The organism is Microbulbifer maximicatervae (SeqCode), assembly GCF_052466985.1.
Genome location: NZ_CP174298.1, coordinates 1,129,321 through 1,147,276, shown reverse-complemented (window position 1 = coordinate 1,147,276; position 17,956 = coordinate 1,129,321). Strand labels below are relative to the sequence as shown.

Genomic DNA, 17,956 nt, shown 5'->3' with positions numbered 1-17,956 from the left:
TATCTTTATATCGTTGGAACGTCGAATTCCGGGCTAGTGAGAGGGGTATGCTATGCCATCGCTAAAAACTATCTCTAAGCATACTAGGAGTAGTTGAAGACAAGGCGGGATTGAAGACCTTATCCAAGACCTATACTGGTCGTTCAATTAAGTACTTTAGCTGGCAAAAATTATGGTAACTTATTGATTAATAGCGGATTTTTATGAATACTGATTAAGTACTTTACTTGGCAGTCCACCGCATTCCAACAACAACTCCATATTTCTATGTCTGCTTCCAACCGGCCACCAGCACCAATCATCGACAACCTGAGCAATCTTGAGAATCCATTCCGCTGCACCAGCTTTTCAGCTAGCCGTTATCTCAGCAAGCAGATTCCCGGTGCTGATACCGATCTGGAGTTCACGCTTAAGTTTCTTTATAGCTACAACGGCAGCCAGGCAACATTTAACAGCTACCGCCGTGAACTTGAGCGCTTGCTGCAATGGGCGTGGCGCATTGAAGAAGTTTCAATAATGACTCTGAAGCGCGAACACATTGAGGAGTTTGTGCAGTTTTGCATTGAGCCGCCAATTGCCTGGATCGGAACTAAAAATGTTGCCAGATTCAAAACACAAAATGGCGAGCGCGTTGTGAATGCCGATTGGCGACCATTCGTAGTCAGTGTATCCAAAGTTGAGTTTCGTGCTGGCAAGACAGCTTCTCCTAAGGAGTTCCGGCCATCCCAGGCAGCGATCAAATGCACCTTTACTGCATTATCATCCTTCTTCGATTTTCTCTATCAAGAAGGCTTGGTTCCAGCCAATCCTGTGGCACTGATTCGCCAGAAAAGTAAGTTTGTTCGACGTGAGCAACAAAGCCAGGTTGTGCGCCGAATCAGCAACTTGCAGTGGGACTATGTCCTGGAGACTGCTGAGATCATGGCCGAGACATCACCAACTGATCACGAGCGAACTTTATTCATTATGAACGCCCTATTCGCTATGTATTTGCGAATCTCTGAGTTGGTTGCGGATGAAAGATCGGCACCAGTTATGGGTGATTTCAAGAAAGATCGCGACGGAAACTGGTGGTTTCACGTTACGGGTAAAGGTAACAAAGGCCGGGCGATCACTGTTTGCGATCAAATGTTGAAGGCCTTGAAGCGCTACAGAAATTATTTGCAGCTCCCTGCTCTGCCCAGCATTAATGAGCAGACACCTCTGGTGCACAAGTCCCGTGGCAAGGGACCGGTTACCAGTACCCGACAGGTTCGCCTGATTGTTCAAAACTGCTTTGATGCTGCCCACCAACGGATGGTTGAAGAAGGCTTAGGGGAGGATGCTGAAGATCTTAAGGCTGCTACTGTTCACTGGCTCCGCCATACGGGTATTTCTGAAGATGTGAAGTACCGCCCCCGCGAGCATGTGCGCGATGATGCGGGCCATGCAAGTATGGCTACGACCGATCGCTACATTGATTCCGATATGCGGGAGCGGCATGAAAGTGGGCGGAGTAAGCGGGTAAAGGAGGAGCGGTAATACCACCGCCCTACCCCTACCCTCATATAAATGAAATAGCTTGACCCGCAACAGATACGATATATCATTGCACACCATCTGATTAACCTAGTACACATGGATGAATACTCAGAGTGCGGAGAGGCTAATGGCACATACAAACAAACTCCCTGTCACCGTCCTTTCAGGTTTTCTAGGTGCCGGTAAAACTACCGTACTTAGCCACATACTGAACAATCGCGAAGGCAAAAAAGTTGCTGTAATCGTCAATGATATGAGTGAAATCAATATTGATTCGACGAAAGTACAGAGCGAAGTTTCTCTTAACCGTAGTGAGGAGAAGCTTGTTGAAATGAGTAATGGCTGTATTTGCTGCACTCTGCGGGAAGACCTTCTGGAGGAAGTCACTAAGCTTGCGCAGGAAGGACGGTTTGATTATCTCGTTATTGAATCAACAGGGATTTCTGAACCCTTACCCGTTGCAGAAACCTTCACTTTTGCCGACGAAAATGGTGTTTCTCTCTCTGATGTTGCCAGTTTGGACACAATGGTGACGGTGGTCGATGCAGTCAATTTTTTAAAGGACTATGACGAGGCCGTATTTTTACAGGATGCTGGTGAATCATTAGGCGAAGACGACGAACGCAGTGTAACTGACTTGCTGATCGACCAGGTCGAGTTCGCAGATGTCATTCTGATCAGTAAAACAGATTTAGCTGGCCCTTCTGATATTGAGCGCCTAGAGGCCATTCTGCGAACTCTAAATACGCAGGCAAAAATAGTTCCGGTCTCTCAAGGGCAAGTCGATATTGACGAGGTTCTAAGTACCGGCTTATTTAACTTCGAGCGCGCGCAGCAAGCACCTGGTTGGCTCAAAGAGATGCGAGGTGAACATATTCCTGAAACGGAAGAGTATGGCATTAGCAGTTTCAGCTACGAAGCACGTAGACCCTTCCATCCAGAAAAATTTCATCAATTTCTGCACAATACTGAGAGGCACGGCAAGTTAATTCGCTCCAAAGGGTATTTTTGGCTGGCGTCCCGCCCTGAGTTTGCAGGCGAGTGGAGTCAAGCGGGAGGTATTGCCCACTATGGGTTCGCTGGGATGTTCTGGAAAGCTGTCCCCAAAGAAAACTGGCCCACAGACGAAAATTATCGCAGCTCCATTGAAAAACAATGGGTAGAACCCTTTGGTGATATGCGGCAAGAACTAGTATTTATTGGCCAGAGTTTGAATCAAACCAGCATGACAAAAGCGCTTGATGACTGCCTGCTAAGCGAGGACGAAGTGCTACGAGGCAAAGAATACTGGGCGACATTGAATGATCCATTTCCCGCATGGGAACAAGGATGAATATTAACCTCACCCCTGTACTTGGCTAGATCCTTTAGTGGGAAAGTGTAAAAGACCGACGAAATGTCGGTCTTTTATTAAGCTAGCGCCTTTCGACAGTTCAATTCTCTATAGCGGCCTCAACGGCTGCCGCCGCATCAACAATGCCTGACCCACAGCGCCGACATGAGCCTGTAAAACTTCGGGCTGTACTGGTGAGAATGGATTCAACCTCATCTGGTGTAACATCGGGCTTGACTGAATATATAAGTGCGGCTGTACCGGCAACATGTGGAGCGGCCATGCTGGTGCCGGCGTAGTAAGCGAAGCTATCACTACCGGGAGTTCGCGCGCCGCTGTTTAATGTAGAGAGAACGCCATCGGATTCCACCGAGTTAGTTTCACCTCCGGGGGCAGCGACATCGACCACATTGCCGTAGTTGGAGTAGTAAGCAAGTCCTCCGGAGCGGTTGGTCGCGGATACTGTAATGACTCCTGAACAGTTAGCCGGCGAAAACCAGAATGCATTCCGCCCAGAGTTACCTGCGGCAACAACAACTGTGGCGCCCAGGCTACGGGCTGTATTGATGGCACTTTGAGTTGTGCTTCCACAGAGGCCAAAGCCCCCCAGGCTCAAGTTCAACACTTGAGCCGGAGTTTCATTGGCTGGTGCACCACTAACCGAGCCGCCAGCGCTCCAGACAATGCCATCAGCAATATCAGATGTGTAACCGCCGCAGCGGCCGAGTACTCGAACGGGGAGCACTTTTGCTTTATGGGCTATCCCAGCGATACCCATATTGTTGTTGGTGACGGCAGCAATGGTGCCGGCCACATGAGTGCCATGCCAGCTGCTATCAAATTCGGGATACAGTGGGTTTCCGCAGTAACTATCGGTATACCAATCCCCGGGATCACTGGCATCACTATCACGGCCATCCCCATCTACAGCGATATCGGAATCCGAAATCATGTCGTAACCAGGCAGCAAGTTGTCCATGAGGTCTGTGTGAGCGAGATAACCGGTATCAATAACTGCTACTACCACGCCCTCCCCCTGAGTTACATCCCAGGCTGCGGGCAAATTCAGTCCACCATCAGCTTCAAAGTAGTGCCACTGGTCGTAATAGCTGGGGTCATTAGGGACCGCCATAGGGTGCATCATCAAGTCGGGCTCAGCGTACTCAATATTGGGGTCTTGTTTTAGGCGGTTGATTATCAGGTTGATCTCGGCTTGGCTTTTTCGGCTCCCCAGGTGCATGACTTGTGCACCCGTCGCCATGCGCCGCAAGTGGCGCAAGTTGTGGCCCGCACGGCGAGAGGCTTTCTCCACAGTTTCCTGAGTCATGCTCGCTGACCGTCCGATCGTGGAATCCTGCTTGTATTTCACAATGATCCGGTCAGTTGTTGGGGAACTACTTAGGTTATCCACTTGGGTGGCGAAGGAGCCTGTACATAGAAGTGAAAACACACCTGCTAGAGTGGATTTTTTCAACAGTGACTTCATTATTGTTATCTCTCCATGATGATTTAGCCGACGGGGTGTAACATCCTAACCATTAGTACCACTGTCCCTGTTATGACAGGGCACGTTAGGCTTTACGCAAGATATATGCCTGAGCAAGTCATGGCTGGATATCGAGACAAAATTAGTACCAGTGTTTCAATTTTGCCCACAGGGATAGTAGTGGCAACCGATGTATCCTTCTTAGGTGATTGCCGGCCTCTTTCTATTCTTGTGACAGCCTCCACCTAAACAAACTTATTTATCTGTCTTTGCACCGATATAGAGATAACTAAGGGCTTTCCAATCACTGTGCACAGAAAGGCTGCAAAATACTTTTCGAAATTTATCAACTTTAAAGAAAAGGCTGGAGCTTGAAGTTAATCCACTCTGATAAAACGAGCTTTAATCGAGCAATGGAAATGATCATCACAGAATTGGTGATATTGCCGGCAATATAACTGGGAAAGGATTCTGCGGAGATCAACGTGTTAAATGAAAATGCCAGTCAGCTTAACTGACTGGCATTATTTGAGTAGAACAGCTATCAACCCACCCCACAGGAACCTGTCGAGTGGGAGTTGGCCCATTTACTCAGTACTAGCACTCAAAGAAACTCCAGAGTAGTCAGAGTAACCGCGGATACTGATATACCAGGTACCTGCGTCTGGATTGCTGATGCTGCAGCTTTCATCATTACCCCACTCGTAAGGACGACAATCGTACGCTGTGCGGGTGGGCTCTTGGCCAAAACGAACATAGAGGTCTGCATCCCCACTGCCACCAGACATTACGGCGCTCAGTGTTGAAGCTCCGCTATCAACGTCGATAGTGAAGTGCTGCCAGCTGTTGCGGGAACCACTGAGATTTGTCTCTTCCCAACTGTCGCTACCGCCACCGCCACCACCTGCGGTGTAGCTGCCTACGAGGCTAACGTTAGAGAAGGAGCTATATCCACGTACCATGACGTGATAGGTTCCTCCCTGTACGTTATCGATATCACAAGTTTCATTATTGCCTGAAGTATAGGGGCGGCAGTCATAGGTACTGGTTGTGGGGGCGCTGCCATGGCGAACGTAGAGATCAGCATCGCCGCTTCCACCGGACATTACAAAAGACAAGTCTGTAGCGTTGTTAGGCACTTCTAGGGTGAAGTTAATTTCATCACCACTGTTACCCTCGATACCAGTCTCAGCAACACCATTTTCAAGTTCACCGCCGTCGTTACCGCCACCACCGCCGCCTCCACCATTAGCCAAGGCTACGGCCGCTGCTGCATCGACAATACCTGAACCACAGCTGCTGCAAGAAGCTGGGAAGCTCCGTGCGGTACTGGTGAGGATTGATTCAACTTCATCTGGAGTCAAGGTAGGGTCTACAGAGTAGAGCAATGCTGCAGCACCGGCCACATGAGGTGCCGCCATACTGGTGCCCTGGATGTAATAGTAACTATCACTGCCGGGGTCAGTAGCACCATTGTTATAGGTAGAGAGGACGCCGTCGGAGTCATTGGCGAAGCTCTGTGCTCCACCCGGCGCTGCAACATCTACTACATTGCCGTAGTTAGAGTAGTAAGCACGACCGCCACTGCGATTAGTCGCAGCCACTGAGATCACCCCATCACAACTGGCAGGAGTAAATTGGCTTGCATTAGCATTGCTATTGCCAGCGGCTACAACAACCGTCGCACCGAGACTGCGAGCAGTATCGATGGCATTTTGTGTAGTAGTACCACAGCTTCCGCTGCCGCCAAGGCTGAGATTGAGTACGTCGGCGGGATTCGCATTGGCAGGCAGTCCACTGACAGAACCGCCAGCCCCCCAAATGATGCCGTCAGCAATATCTGACGTATAGCCACCACAACGGCCGAGCACACGGACAGGAACAATCTTGGCCTCATAGGCAACACCAGCGATACCAAGATTATTGTTGGTAACGCCAGCGATAGTGCCGGCAACATGGGTACCGTGCCAGCTACTGTTGCTTGAGGAGCTATCTCCACAAGTACCAGAGCTATACCAATCACCCGGATCGGTGGCATCGCTATCGCGACCATCGCCATCTACGGAAACGAAGGTATCGTCGATCATGTCGTAGCCCGGCAAAATGTTGGCCGCCAGGTCTGCATGGGGTCGATAACCAGTATCGAGTACCGCGACCACAGCCCCATTACCCGCAGTGGTATCCCAGGCTGATGGAAGGTTCAAACCACCGGTAGATTCATAGTAGTGCCACTGATTGAGGTAACTTGGGTCATTAGGTACAGCCACTGCTTTCAAGATCAGATCTGGTTCTGCGTACTCCACATCCGGGTCTTGCCTCAGGCGATCGATAATTGCATTTACTTCGGCTCTATTTTTTCGACCTTCCAGGCGCATTACCTGAGCGCCAGTAGCTATGCGGCGCAGATGGTGCATTTTATGGCCAGCGCGACGGGAAGCTTTTTCCACAGTTTCCTGAGCCATAGTAGCGGCCCGTCCAACTTTAGCGCTTTCTTTGTACTTAACGATAATGCGATCAGTTAGCAGCTTGTTATCCGCTTCTTCCGCATAGGCACCAAAAGGCGCAGTGCATAGCAATGAGAATGCACTTGCTAAAGCCGTCTTTTGTAAAAGAAATTTTAAAGATAAATTCATTATTGTGGTTTCTCCGAAGTTATATTTATTCCAATACCAAAAAATTATTCGATATCGGTTACTCCTAAACCGCCCCGCTTTAGCTAAATAAATTCTATAAAGGGAAAGCCCAAAAACTGCTGAATTTAGGATCATTTAGTTAGCTTGAGCGAAATTAGTACCATTGTTTCAACTTGGTACAAATGTATAACGACTTGGAAATTGTTGTCCTCAATGGAGATCTCGAAACTCATGTGGACTGCGATGACAAGTTTTAAATCTCTACAAAAAACTTTGGTAATAAATATTTTTCCGCAAAAAAGTGTGGAATGGTTCACGAGAGACATAGCCAAAGAGGATTAACAGATCACTTATGACAAAAAATACGGCCTTATCTCTTAAGTATAAGGAGATGTTATATCACATCAAAAATATTTTATTTAACTATGACTTTTGATTATTGGTAAGTTGATTCAATGAGGGATGGGCGCTCTTGCGAGCATGAAAGAAAAGAAAAAATCTACTACTTTAATCGACACTAGTTATCAGCCACTTACTTGAGCTAACCATTCACCGTTTGATAAATCAGCAGCAAATCTAATTTCTCCGAGTTGTATAGCTGCTATATCTTGGTCTTTACAGGTGTTCTTTCGCCAGTGAAATTAAACGATCACACCTGGCTATAGCTTTATAGGCATAGGCCTCTTTGCTGTCACGAGAGCTATCAAGCTCAGAGAGAACACTCTTTTTAAGAGCAGTAGCAACTTCAATCGCAAGAGCATACTTTTGGTGGTTTAAGCAGTGCCGACAAAAAATTGTTTCCAGCGTATCTTCGCTATCAATGTTTAAATACCCCAAGTCGCGCACATCCTTGTGAAGACCTTGAATAACTTCAAAAGGTAAGCCTTTATCTGAGGAGAGCAATAAGAATTTCATTTCAGCGACACGCCGCTTTGTTTCTAATATTAAATCTGGATATTCTTGAATATGCGGGGCATGTGTGCGTTCAACCTTATCAAACTCAGTAACTATCTCATCATAACCAAGGTCTTTTACCTTTAGATATGCTTCCGTCAAAAGATTACACAATCCTCTAGATAACTCGTCTTTGCGGAAGCTGCTGACCACTTAGAAATTCTCCGTAGTTGCATTACTTATCGTAAGAGCCTCAGAATAAATCAGATTGATCCGCTTTGTATCTCAAACAGACTCCTCCATATACGCTTGAGATATATCAACCAGTATAAGACCGATGAAAAAATAATGTGCTGGTTCTCTCTGGCTTCCAACCTTTTATGAATGGCTAGTCGCCATATAGGTGTCTAATCTAGTGCCATGGAGACAACGACTGCCACACCTGTCCCTTTGTCATAACTTATGAGGTTTGATATGAGAAAAGCAACTGGAGAAGCGGTAGGCACACAATCCAGGCTAGCCGCCCCGTCTGATTTAAGTGAGAGTGCGAGGGCCAGCATTACTATCGCCGTTAATACCCTGCTGGCAGATACTTTCAGCCTATATATGAAGACAAAGAACTTTCACTGGCATGTTAGCGGCCCCCACTTCAGGGACTATCATTTGCTTTTCGATGATCAAGCCGATGAAGTATTTGAGATGACCGATGCACTGGCGGAGCGCGTGCGCAAACTAGGAGGCACTACACTTCGCTCCATTGGCCATATCGCTAAGCTACAGCGATCTTCAGATAATGATGCCGAGTATGTAGATCCGCAAGATATGTTGTTAGAGCTAGGCGAAGATAACCGGGAAATGATCTCAAGTATGCGTAAAGTCCACGAACTTTGTGATGAGCATAGAGATATTGCTACCGCAAGCTTGCTGGAAGAGTATATTGATCAGGCAGAAAAGCGGTCATGGTTTTTGTTTGAGGCTAGTCGCAGCTCTGGTTTGACACACCACTGAGCCCTTTGGCTCAAGCTTGATCTGGCAGACAGCGCTACTTTTTGAATTACCCTGTCAGATCAAACTCAACCAATACGACTTTCATTTTCCAAAGCGGCCTTTTCCTTTTCAGGTTAAGAGCTACAGCTCCAGCTTCAACCTCTCCCCGACCGAATTCTCGAGGAAACCTTCTCGGAGGTAAAAATCAATTGTTCGTTGCCAGTTTTCTCTTTCTGGAGTACTAACTTCCAACCGTGGCCAGCCCTCCTCCTTCGCAAAGCTGATCGCCTCAGCCAAAAGAGCCTTGCCAATAAACTGCGAGCGGAACCCTGGTTCAACATACAGCTCCTCGATTACCCCGTAGTTGCCTCCGGCATAAATAGCGGCAGATCTGGATAGGGTAATAACTCCTACAGGAGCTCCATCGACATGATATAGGAAAGCATGGAATCCATTATCTTGTGATAACAGCTTCTTAGCCGTTACTGCCATCACCTCTGGATCGATGTTGCGCTTATGACCGACAAGGGCTTGCAGCAATTTTGTTACCAGTCCTGCGACTTCATTACTCTGCTCCACCCCGGCCCTTACAATCGGACTCACCATAAACTATCCCTTCCCTTTAACTTATTTACATTTTTGCCCAGCTGAAATGTGATCACATTTAGAATCTATCAGCAATTTTTACTGGCAGCAAGCTGGGTGCGTAGGAAAGAAAGCGGACAACTCTCTATTGAATTGCTCTTAAGTGAAGGGGATGAGCCCCTTAATCAGGGGCCGGTTTATTGAGACCTTGATCCCAGCGCTTATAGATCGCCTCTTAAATGTCTCCTAAATATTCGAGGCTACGTAAAGCAACAGACCAATCCAAGCCACCAAATCGATTGATAAATGCCATATGTTCAACACCAATATCCTGATAACGAGCGATCATTTGTTGAACTTCCGCTGGAGTACCAAAAAGCCCAGTTCCTTTATCACGCATACAGTTGTATATCCCCGAAGCATCTGAGACTTTGTTACCGGAAAGATAAGAAATCACACGGGCCAATGCAGGCTCTACTGAATACCTCACGTCCTTTTCCGATTCCCCCACCTGGGAGAAGATGGTAACTACACTTTCCGCATGGTCCTTACCAAAGCCGCTATCAGCCAATCCCTGACGATGCTGCTCAATTCGCACAGCGATTTCATCAATATTCTCGGTTGAAGGCGCAACAATTGTTATCAGGCCATATCCCGACCTTCCAATTTTATATGCGCTTTCGGGGTTATTGCTCGCGATGTAAATTGGGGGAGAAGGCTTTTGCACAGGAGATATATTTAAGGACTCAACTCCTCTATGGCCCTCTAAAGCCAGCTTCCAGCGCTTTTGAATCTCAGCTAGGTTATTCTTAAATCTCTCCCCTCGGCTTGAAAAGTCATACCCCATTCCTTCTGACTCCAAGAGTTGCCCACCAGTACCCACTCCCATGTTGAGGCGCCCCGCAGACAAAATATCTAACATGGCATAGTCCTCTGCCACCTGAATCGGGCTCCTTAAGGGTAAGATAGAAACTCCCGAACCTAGGCGTATCCTTTTAGTCAATTGGGAAAGCGCTGAAAGGAAAACAGCAGGGTTGGGAATATGTCCCAGATGCTGGAAGTGATGCTCTGCACACCAAACACTATTGAAGCCAGCTCTTTCAGACAACACCGTATGTTCTATGCAGTGCTTCATCAACAAACTGGGATATTTTTCGACCTCCGGGTGATAGTCCAAAAGCCAGAATAGTGACTTCTTAATATTGCTAATTGAGTGACCCATAACCAAAAACATCTCTCGCTGATTGCTAAAGCCCAGAACTTTGAACCCTGCATCTATAGACGAGTCAATAGCAAATAAATGACCATATATTCGCCATATACACAAACCTACGGTAAGTGTCATTTTCATTAGCACAAAAGAAGGGATTCTACGGAGCGGTTCAAATCTCCTTTACACTTCCATAAGAGCAATTCAAGGTATCGCCTTCCGACTTGACCTGTCTACAGGTTCAGGGTTGATCATCACCTGCTCTACCTATCTGGAGCATTTATGCTAACTGTTACAGAACTGGCCAGGCACTGTGGTATATCCAGGGCAACGATTCTTTACTATGAACGAGAAGGAATACTTGCGCCCACACGGCGCTCAGATAACGGCTATCGCTGGTATGGCCAAAATGAAACTAGAAGGCTGGAAGCTATTGTTGCCTATCGTTCCTACGGCCTATCTCTGAACGATATAAAACGATTACTTGATGGCCAAAACACTTCATCTCAGTCTCGGATTCTGGAAGATCATTTCTACCAATTGGAGAGCGAAATTCACAAGCTTAAAGAACAACAGAGAGCGATCGTCGCCCTATTAAAAGAGCCAAGTTTGCTTAAAGATCAAATGGTCACTAAGAATCGATGGGTAGAAATAATGAGAGCGGCAGGGTTTGATGAAGACTCTATGCTCGCTTGGCACCATAAGTTTGAGGAAATGGAACCTGAACAACACCAGAGGTTTCTTGAGTCTCTAGGTATGAAACCTGAAGAAATAAAAAGTACAAGAGGTTTTAAGGCCTAAAGAGCGTCTACAGCAGTTGATTTGTTTTGGTTTCCAAAGCATTGCCCCGTCGTTAATCTATGTACTTTCTCTTATCGTCGCCCTGTTAGCTATCAATATATAAGCTTTACCTCCTACCAAATCTAAAGAACTCCTACCATACCTATAGAGCAGCTTACAATCCTCTACAAACTATAGGGGAGCGTATACAAAAACCTTCCTCCTAACTTAAAGTTAACAGGGATAAATTTTGTAACGGTCAGCTACTGTTGGTTTACCCATAGAACAATATAAGGAAACAATTTGCTTCTAGTTAATTTGCGGCCACTGTTCATGGCAGTAGCTAATGTAAATCTCCATAGAAACCTCTTAGTTGTTCCCATTTGGCAACGGCAAGAAATCTAATAGCAGCAGTGGAGCCTAATCATCCCCGAGGAAAGTAGTCGCCCGCCTATGGCATCAAATCTTATGTAGAACAGGTGTTTCTCTTATCGCCAGCAGAAGTTGAGCTTCCGGTAGAGGCGGCCTCCATAAATAATAGGATTAATACAAATAATAGCCTGAATAACACCTGTAAACGATCAATTCAAGCATTAATAGCTGCAACTCCAACTATTAACACTTTTAACCTTTGTAGACTATAATAGCTCAAAAAGCACCCTTTAGCTCGACAAAACCTAATCAAAGGGTGGAAAGGCAACTATATGGGATTTCACGGTCAATCAGATAAGCAAATACTTGAGTCGCTGGGCAATCGTCTCAAAAACTACCGCTTACGAATGAACCTTACTCAGGATGACATGGCTGAGCGTGCAGGCCTATCCACCTCCACCATTAAAGGGCTGGAGGCTGGTCGTGGCAGGCTTGATAGCCTTGTTGCTGCGCTGAGAGTACTTCGCCAACTTGATTCATTGGATAGCTTCTTACCTGAACCGGCAGTAAGTCCGATGCAAATTGCTACTCAAGGTAAACAGCGGCAGAGAGCCAGCCGCAGCTCACAGAATCAGCGCGATACCCTGCCCTTGAACAGCAATAAGAAAAGGAGCAAGCCGGAATGGTAAACCAGACAAATGCCGCAACAGTTCACTTGTGGGGCGAGTTGGTAGGCGCTGTCCACTGGGGTGACAGTGGTTATGGTTCATTCGAGTATGCACCGGAGTTCTTGCGTCGGGGGCTGGATATAGCTCCGATAACCATGCCTATTGAAGCTTCAAATGAGCCATATACATTTCGCGGCCTCGGTCGGGAAACATTTAAAGGATTACCGGGACTCCTCGCCGATTGCCTGCCTGACAAGTTCGGCAATGCGGTGATTGATGCCTGGCTCGCACGCCAAGGGCGAACTCCAGAGAGCTTCAACCCTATTGAGCGACTCTGTTACACCGGTACTCGTGGCATGGGAGCGCTTGAATTTCAACCGGCGGTGGACGGCACCTTCAAAGATTCTGTCGACCTGAACGTTGAAGAATTAGTCAATCTAGCTGCCGCAATTACCAATAGGCAGACGGATCTCAATACGCAATTTGGACATAGTGATACTGAAAAATCAGGCTCCTTGCTGGACATTTTGCGCGTAGGAACCAGTGCCGGAGGCGCCCGTGCAAAAGCAGTTATTGCCATGAATGATAAGGGGGATATTCGCTCTGGTCAGGTCCCCGCCCCTAAAGGCTATGACTACTGGCTTTTAAAATTTGACGGCGCGGGAGATCTTGAATTCAGGGCAAGCGATGGCTATGGGCGGGTTGAATACGCCTATCATCGTATGGCTCGCGAAGCGGGTATCAATATGGCGGAGTGCGGGCTACTGGAGGAAAATGGCCGAGCGCATTTTATGACGCGGCGCTTTGATCGGGTAAACGGGCAAAAGCTTCATATGCAGTCTCTATGTGGTATTGCGCACTTGGATTTCAACATGGCAGGCGCACACTCCTATGAGCAAGTATTCAGCATAATGCGTGAACTATATCTGCCTAAAAATGAAGCCGTTCAGCAATATCGCCGTATGGTCTTCAACGTATTGGCCAGGAATCAAGATGATCATACAAAGAATATTGCATTTCTTATGGACCCAGCCGGAGAATGGTCTCTTTCACCAGCCTTTGACCTGACTTATGCCCACAATCCTGGCGGAGCTTGGACAAGTCAACACCAGATAAGTATTAACGGAAAGCGTGATCACTTCAATTTAGATGACTTAATAACATTAGGGGAATCCATCAGTATTAAGCGCCCAATGGAGATAATTGATCAGGTCGCAAGTGCGGTAGCAAATTGGGAGCAGTTCGCTGAAGCCTCCGGTGTCTCTGAAAGCTGGACTATTGAAATTGGCCAAAACCACCGCAAGCTAACTTGAATTTTATCTATATGTCATTGACCTATCCGCTACCCACTTCTTTTGTGGCCCCAAGGATGGAGCCAGGGCTCGATCCCAAATTTTACCGCTAAAACCTTCAGCCTCCCAACCATACTCCCACGGCGGCCCCAGTGTATCTTTTAACTCCAAAGATCCCTTGTCGAATAGAACAGAGGCACCGTAAACGGGCTGATAGTCCATGAGATATCGAGGGGGATGAAGTCAAGTCCAATCGAAAAAACGACACTTCAATCGTCTTCATCTGAGAAATATCAGCTTACATTCTATTTTGGCGATTAACGTATTAAAGAGCTGCTCATGATGAAACTGTCACTTCTATTCACAATAATTTTGATTTCCCTTGCTTTTATGGGAGCTAAAACGGCAGCAGAAGAGAATAGTCATAACTCAATCAAGAATAGTGAGGGCATCATTTGTAATAATGAGTATGTTCTATGCACATCTGCCCCATGCATTCCAGATCCCAGTAATCCAGATTCAAATGCAATTTGCAGATGTGACGTTAATAAGGGGTTGAACTTCGGGTTTTCTGAATGTAAAAACCGGACTCCTGAGACTGACTCAAACGACGTCAAAAAAGCCTTATCGACATTTTCTTTCGCGCAGGCTTCCACCAAGCCTGTACTTTCCTGCCCCGAAGGTAAACCGTGGACTGATTGCCTGGATCAACCCTGCATTGTCGACCCGATGAATCCACTTAAAGCCATATGCACATGCAAGATTGTACGGGATAAGTCTTTTGTAACTTTTGGAGGCGATTGTGTTTCCCTGAGTTGTGATACGGGTTACTGGTCAGGTGCAACGGCAGAGTCCTATGTGGGAGCAAGCAGAAAACTGATGAAGGCATTTAGCTTAGATGAGGTTCCCGCCAAATATTGCGTGGGGATGAAACCTGAGGTTTCAGAATAATTTCTGCCCGATCCAAGTCACACCAATCTTTTGTGTTTTTTAGAAATAGATACCCGATTCGCAGTACGGGCCGTTGATCCCTACACTGTTTAGCGGCCCATACAATTTCTGAAAGAATCACCAAGTAGATTATATTACTTTCATAATTATTAAAATTTCGGCAAAAGTTAAATCACCCTTATCGTAATTTCTGGTATGGTTAAATCAACCACAAGAAATGATTAACTAACAACTGCCGCCTAAAAAATAAAAACCAAACAAACAACACTATTTTAGACAAAAGGCACTCTTATGAGAACACGCTGTAGCCACGTTTTACTCTGGGTGGAGGATATTCATCAAGCTGTACAAGATTTTCGTCAGCTCGGTTTTTCTGTGGATTACGCCACAAAAGAAAAGAACGCCCAGCACGCCCATATTTGGTTTAGTGAAGGGGCTATTATTGAGTTATTGACATCACCATCCAATGCTCAATACTTCAAATGGATTATTGATCTCTTAGCCGGCCGGGGCGCAGGACGTAGGATGATACGTTGGTCGCAAGAAGGGGAAGGTTTTTGTGATGTTGCCTTAGTCAGTGACGATTTTGATAATGATCTTTCAGCGATGAAGCGTGAGGGTGTTCAAACCGGGCGAGTGATTCCCTGGCAACGAACCAAGCCAAACGGACAAAAAACCAGCTTCCGCTTTGTTTATCCTCGCTCTGAGCGACTGCCATTTATTGTAAGTCCATATAACCCACCTCAGTACCCTCAAGAAACAAACCATAAAAATGGTGCTACTGGCCTGAGTAAAGTGCACATGGAAGTCAGTGAACAGGACTGGAAAACTGTACAACGTTTAATCGATAAAGATTCCACATTTAATATCAAACCCGGGCCTACAACCAAAGTTACGGGTATAGAGGTTAGTGGACTGAGAGAAAATTTGGACCCGACTCTATTGCATGGGAGTACAATCAACCCAGCAAGCTAAGGAGCCTCTGAGCTATTTAGTGGATCAATCTCTACAGAGATTGATCCACTCACCATCAAGATAGATAAAACAGTCGTTAACTAAACTGTCGAAATCTCATTACAGACGGTATAGAACTCCAACTCCCGCACGACGTCCTTTTGCCGGCGCCCCTATTCTGGCATCAGGGGCAAATATCGCATTGGTGTAGCCATATAACTGATACTGCTCATCAAGCAGATTGTCAGCAAACAGATAAAGCTCCATAGAGTCCGTTTGCAGTGCTACACGAAGATCCACCTTGCTGTAAGCATCCAGGTTAAAGTGGTTTTGTGCATCTGCCGGGCGCTCATCTACATGGCGTACAGTCAAGTTAGTATTGAGAGCCGGTGCGCTTAACCCCATAAAGTCTGGCAGAGGCTGGTAGTAATTCAATGCCAGGCTAGCACTCCAGCTGGGTACGTCAGGCACTTCATTACCCGCCAAAACGTCACCACCGGAAACACCATACACATCTTTTGTAATTTCCGTATCCAGGAAGCTCAAGCCACCGGCAATACTAAACTGCTCGGTAATAAACCAATCGGCCTCAAGCTCTGCACCAAATGTCTCCGTATCTGCGTTTACTGCAGCAGAGGAATAGGAAGCAAAATCAAAGCCTAACAAATGATCATCTTCCACTGAGCTAAAGAATACAGCACCACTGATATTCAAACTGTCTGACTCATTTTTAATGCCTAGCTCGAAGGTGTCGACAGTTGCGGGCTTGTAAGCAACGCTATCGGCAGACTGCAAAGCAAAGTCATTGAACCCACCGGATTTATAGCCTCGTGCGGCAACTGCATAGATATTTGTGGAATTGGACAGCGAATAACCAAGAGCCAAGCGGCCAGTTGTATAACTATCGTCCAAATCTCTTTGATCTTGAGAAACGTAGAGATTGCCATCCATACCGTAGCTGGAATACTCACCGGCGTACTTCTTACTCTCTTGGGTGTAACGTAATCCAGCTGTAAATTTTAGGGAGTCAGTTACAGGTAATGTAGTCTCACCGTAAATAGCCTGGCTATCAGTATCGTAATCCCGGTATTGATTGGCGAAGGACACCAAATCAATTGAGTCAAAACTTCTTTCACCTTCTTGTAGATTGAGTCCAATCACCCAGAATGTAGATGCCTCAGGCAATGAGGACAAGCGTAGATCCTGGCTGATGGTCTGCTCGTCCTGGCTATCGCCACGAAGATACTCCATTGGGAAATTGAACACTGCTTGGGCAGTCTCTTGGTCAAAACCGGTTAGGTAACTAAAATCCGTGTTGACCAATGCAGTGATAGAAGTCAGTTGAGTATTAGCCCATTGGTGATTGATTTCAGTGGAAAATCGCTCAACGGTTTTTTCATTATCGTCAAAAGCTCCTGGTGTGTGTTCACTGCCAGGGTCATCACCGAAAGGTTGTAATAACTGAAGGTTCAGAAAGCCTTCCTGTTGTTGCTTCTCAGCAATAAATAAGGCTGATGTTTTCGCACCCAAATCCCATTCCAGACTACCTCTGAAAGCCAGGTCTTTGGGTTCAGTCATTGGATCGCCGTTAGTCGTATTCTCAACCCAATGGTCCTCACTGATATGTCGGATGGCTACTCGGCCACGGAGTGATTCAGAGAATGGGCCGCTGATAACAGTTTGATATAAACTCTGGTTATCCTCTCCGAGCTCTACACGTCCGTAAGCTTCAAACTCTTCGGTTGGCTTGTTAGTGGTAATATTAATAGCGCCAGCTTCACTGTTGCGCCCGAATAAGGTCCCTTGAGGACCCTTTAATATTTCCAGTCTTTCGATATCAAGGGTCCCAAGGGACACATTTCCCGCAGGCATAGATACGCCATCAAGGTTCACTACAACGGAGCCATCATCCTTATTTACCTGAGTCAGTGAACCAACCCCGCGAATACGGATATTTGCATCCACCGCACCACTGGAAGAATAAACATCTACTCCAGGTGCACTGCGCAATGCATCTTCAAAATTGAGCAGCAATCGGTTTTTCAAATCCTCTTCGCTAACAACACTCAAGCTGAAGGGAACATCCTTGGCTTTCTCTTTTGTAAGCCGGGCAGTAACTTCAACGACTTCCATTTCTGTTTCGGAAGAACTCTCCTTTTCCGCTCCTTCCGCCGCAGAGTAGGCTCCGGAAGCGTATAGCAGACTTGCCGATATTAGCGAAATTTGTTTCGCAAGTACTTTCTTATCTAGGTTTAAGCTGAGCATAAATTGAATTTCCTTTCTATTACTT

General features: G+C 46.5%; 14 protein-coding genes. 8 read left to right on the top strand and 6 right to left on the bottom strand.

The genetic code is table 11. The features are described 5' to 3' along the window. Positions 1–267: 267 nt before the first annotated feature. On the top strand, positions 268–1,521 hold the full coding sequence (locus ACJJI3_RS04980) for a tyrosine-type recombinase/integrase (protein WP_444927858.1): 1,254 nt from the start codon (positions 268–270) through the stop codon (positions 1,519–1,521). 127 nt (positions 1,522–1,648) lie between these two features. Further along, entirely contained in the window at positions 1,649–2,854 is a 1,206-nt protein-coding gene (zigA, locus tag ACJJI3_RS04975; RefSeq protein ID WP_444941696.1) for a zinc metallochaperone GTPase ZigA, read from the top strand. A 100-nt stretch (positions 2,855–2,954) separates the two neighbouring features. Here zigA and ACJJI3_RS04970 read toward each other — a convergent pair whose 3' ends face one another. The 3 genes from ACJJI3_RS04970 to ACJJI3_RS04960 all read right to left on the bottom strand — a co-directional run bounded on the left by ACJJI3_RS04970 (position 2,955) and on the right by ACJJI3_RS04960 (position 8,080). Further along, a complete protein-coding gene (locus ACJJI3_RS04970; protein WP_444941695.1) occupies positions 2,955–4,340 on the bottom strand; it encodes a S8 family peptidase in 1,386 nt (461 codons plus the stop codon). A gap of 587 nt (positions 4,341–4,927) precedes the next feature. Continuing rightward, positions 4,928–6,973: a S8 family peptidase gene (locus ACJJI3_RS04965; RefSeq protein ID WP_444941694.1), complete on the bottom strand. Its 2,046-nt coding sequence runs from the start codon at positions 6,971–6,973 to the stop codon at positions 4,928–4,930. A 615-nt stretch (positions 6,974–7,588) separates the two neighbouring features. Beyond that, positions 7,589–8,080: a hypothetical protein gene (locus tag ACJJI3_RS04960; protein ID WP_444941693.1), complete on the bottom strand. Its 492-nt coding sequence runs from the start codon at positions 8,078–8,080 to the stop codon at positions 7,589–7,591. 261 nt (positions 8,081–8,341) lie between these two features. Between ACJJI3_RS04960 and ACJJI3_RS04955 the strand changes: the two genes are divergently transcribed. After that, positions 8,342–8,875 (top strand): Dps family protein, encoded by a 534-nt coding sequence (locus ACJJI3_RS04955; protein ID WP_282932852.1) that lies wholly within the window; start codon positions 8,342–8,344, stop codon positions 8,873–8,875. Between the two features lie 120 nt (positions 8,876–8,995). On the opposite strand, the gene ACJJI3_RS04950 is transcribed toward ACJJI3_RS04955, so the two are convergent. Beyond that, a complete protein-coding gene (locus ACJJI3_RS04950; protein WP_282932853.1) occupies positions 8,996–9,460 on the bottom strand; it encodes a GNAT family N-acetyltransferase in 465 nt (154 codons plus the stop codon). A gap of 214 nt (positions 9,461–9,674) precedes the next feature. Next, positions 9,675–10,784: an LLM class flavin-dependent oxidoreductase gene (locus ACJJI3_RS04945; protein ID WP_413662047.1), complete on the bottom strand. Its 1,110-nt coding sequence runs from the start codon at positions 10,782–10,784 to the stop codon at positions 9,675–9,677. A gap of 147 nt (positions 10,785–10,931) precedes the next feature. Between ACJJI3_RS04945 and ACJJI3_RS04940 the strand changes: the two genes are divergently transcribed. From ACJJI3_RS04940 to ACJJI3_RS04920, 5 genes are all read left to right on the top strand, one after another. Continuing rightward, positions 10,932–11,450 carry a MerR family transcriptional regulator gene (locus ACJJI3_RS04940; RefSeq protein WP_413662048.1) on the top strand — a complete coding sequence of 173 codons (519 nt, stop codon included), beginning with the start codon at positions 10,932–10,934 and terminating at the stop codon, positions 11,448–11,450. 683 nt (positions 11,451–12,133) lie between these two features. Further along, positions 12,134–12,490: a helix-turn-helix transcriptional regulator gene (locus tag ACJJI3_RS04935; protein ID WP_282932855.1), complete on the top strand. Its 357-nt coding sequence runs from the start codon at positions 12,134–12,136 to the stop codon at positions 12,488–12,490. Continuing rightward, entirely contained in the window at positions 12,484–13,782 is a 1,299-nt protein-coding gene (locus tag ACJJI3_RS04930; RefSeq protein WP_444941692.1) for a type II toxin-antitoxin system HipA family toxin, read from the top strand. The genes ACJJI3_RS04935 and ACJJI3_RS04930 overlap by 7 nt, the downstream gene beginning before the upstream one ends. A gap of 318 nt (positions 13,783–14,100) precedes the next feature. Continuing rightward, a complete protein-coding gene (locus tag ACJJI3_RS04925) occupies positions 14,101–14,712 on the top strand; it encodes a hypothetical protein (RefSeq protein WP_444893936.1) in 612 nt (203 codons plus the stop codon). Between the two features lie 291 nt (positions 14,713–15,003). Continuing rightward, positions 15,004–15,687 (top strand): VOC family protein, encoded by a 684-nt coding sequence (locus tag ACJJI3_RS04920; protein WP_444927896.1) that lies wholly within the window; start codon positions 15,004–15,006, stop codon positions 15,685–15,687. A 99-nt stretch (positions 15,688–15,786) separates the two neighbouring features. Here ACJJI3_RS04920 and ACJJI3_RS04915 read toward each other — a convergent pair whose 3' ends face one another. Continuing rightward, positions 15,787–17,931: a TonB-dependent receptor gene (locus ACJJI3_RS04915; protein WP_413662052.1), complete on the bottom strand. Its 2,145-nt coding sequence runs from the start codon at positions 17,929–17,931 to the stop codon at positions 15,787–15,789. Between the last annotated feature and the right edge of the window lie 25 nt (positions 17,932–17,956).

Excerpts from the sequence above, each read along its gene's own strand:
- ACJJI3_RS04930 (WP_444941692.1), top strand. The coding sequence starts at position 12,484 with ATGGTAAACCAGACAAATGCCGCAACAGTTCACTTGTGGGGCGAGTTG.
- ACJJI3_RS04950 (WP_282932853.1), bottom strand. The coding sequence starts at position 9,460 with ATGGTGAGTCCGATTGTAAGGGCCGGGGTGGAGCAGAGTAATGAAGTC.
- ACJJI3_RS04965 (WP_444941694.1), bottom strand. The coding sequence starts at position 6,973 with ATGAATTTATCTTTAAAATTTCTTTTACAAAAGACGGCTTTAGCAAGT.
- ACJJI3_RS04955 (WP_282932852.1), top strand. The coding sequence starts at position 8,342 with ATGAGAAAAGCAACTGGAGAAGCGGTAGGCACACAATCCAGGCTAGCC.
- ACJJI3_RS04940 (WP_413662048.1), top strand. The coding sequence starts at position 10,932 with ATGCTAACTGTTACAGAACTGGCCAGGCACTGTGGTATATCCAGGGCA.
- ACJJI3_RS04925 (WP_444893936.1), top strand. The coding sequence starts at position 14,101 with ATGATGAAACTGTCACTTCTATTCACAATAATTTTGATTTCCCTTGCT.
- ACJJI3_RS04935 (WP_282932855.1), top strand. The coding sequence starts at position 12,134 with ATGGGATTTCACGGTCAATCAGATAAGCAAATACTTGAGTCGCTGGGC.
- ACJJI3_RS04970 (WP_444941695.1), bottom strand. The coding sequence starts at position 4,340 with ATGAAGTCACTGTTGAAAAAATCCACTCTAGCAGGTGTGTTTTCACTT.
- ACJJI3_RS04945 (WP_413662047.1), bottom strand. The coding sequence starts at position 10,784 with ATGACACTTACCGTAGGTTTGTGTATATGGCGAATATATGGTCATTTA.
- zigA (WP_444941696.1), top strand. The coding sequence starts at position 1,649 with ATGGCACATACAAACAAACTCCCTGTCACCGTCCTTTCAGGTTTTCTA.
- ACJJI3_RS04915 (WP_413662052.1), bottom strand. The coding sequence starts at position 17,931 with ATGCTCAGCTTAAACCTAGATAAGAAAGTACTTGCGAAACAAATTTCG.
- ACJJI3_RS04920 (WP_444927896.1), top strand. The coding sequence starts at position 15,004 with ATGAGAACACGCTGTAGCCACGTTTTACTCTGGGTGGAGGATATTCAT.
- ACJJI3_RS04980 (WP_444927858.1), top strand. The coding sequence starts at position 268 with ATGTCTGCTTCCAACCGGCCACCAGCACCAATCATCGACAACCTGAGC.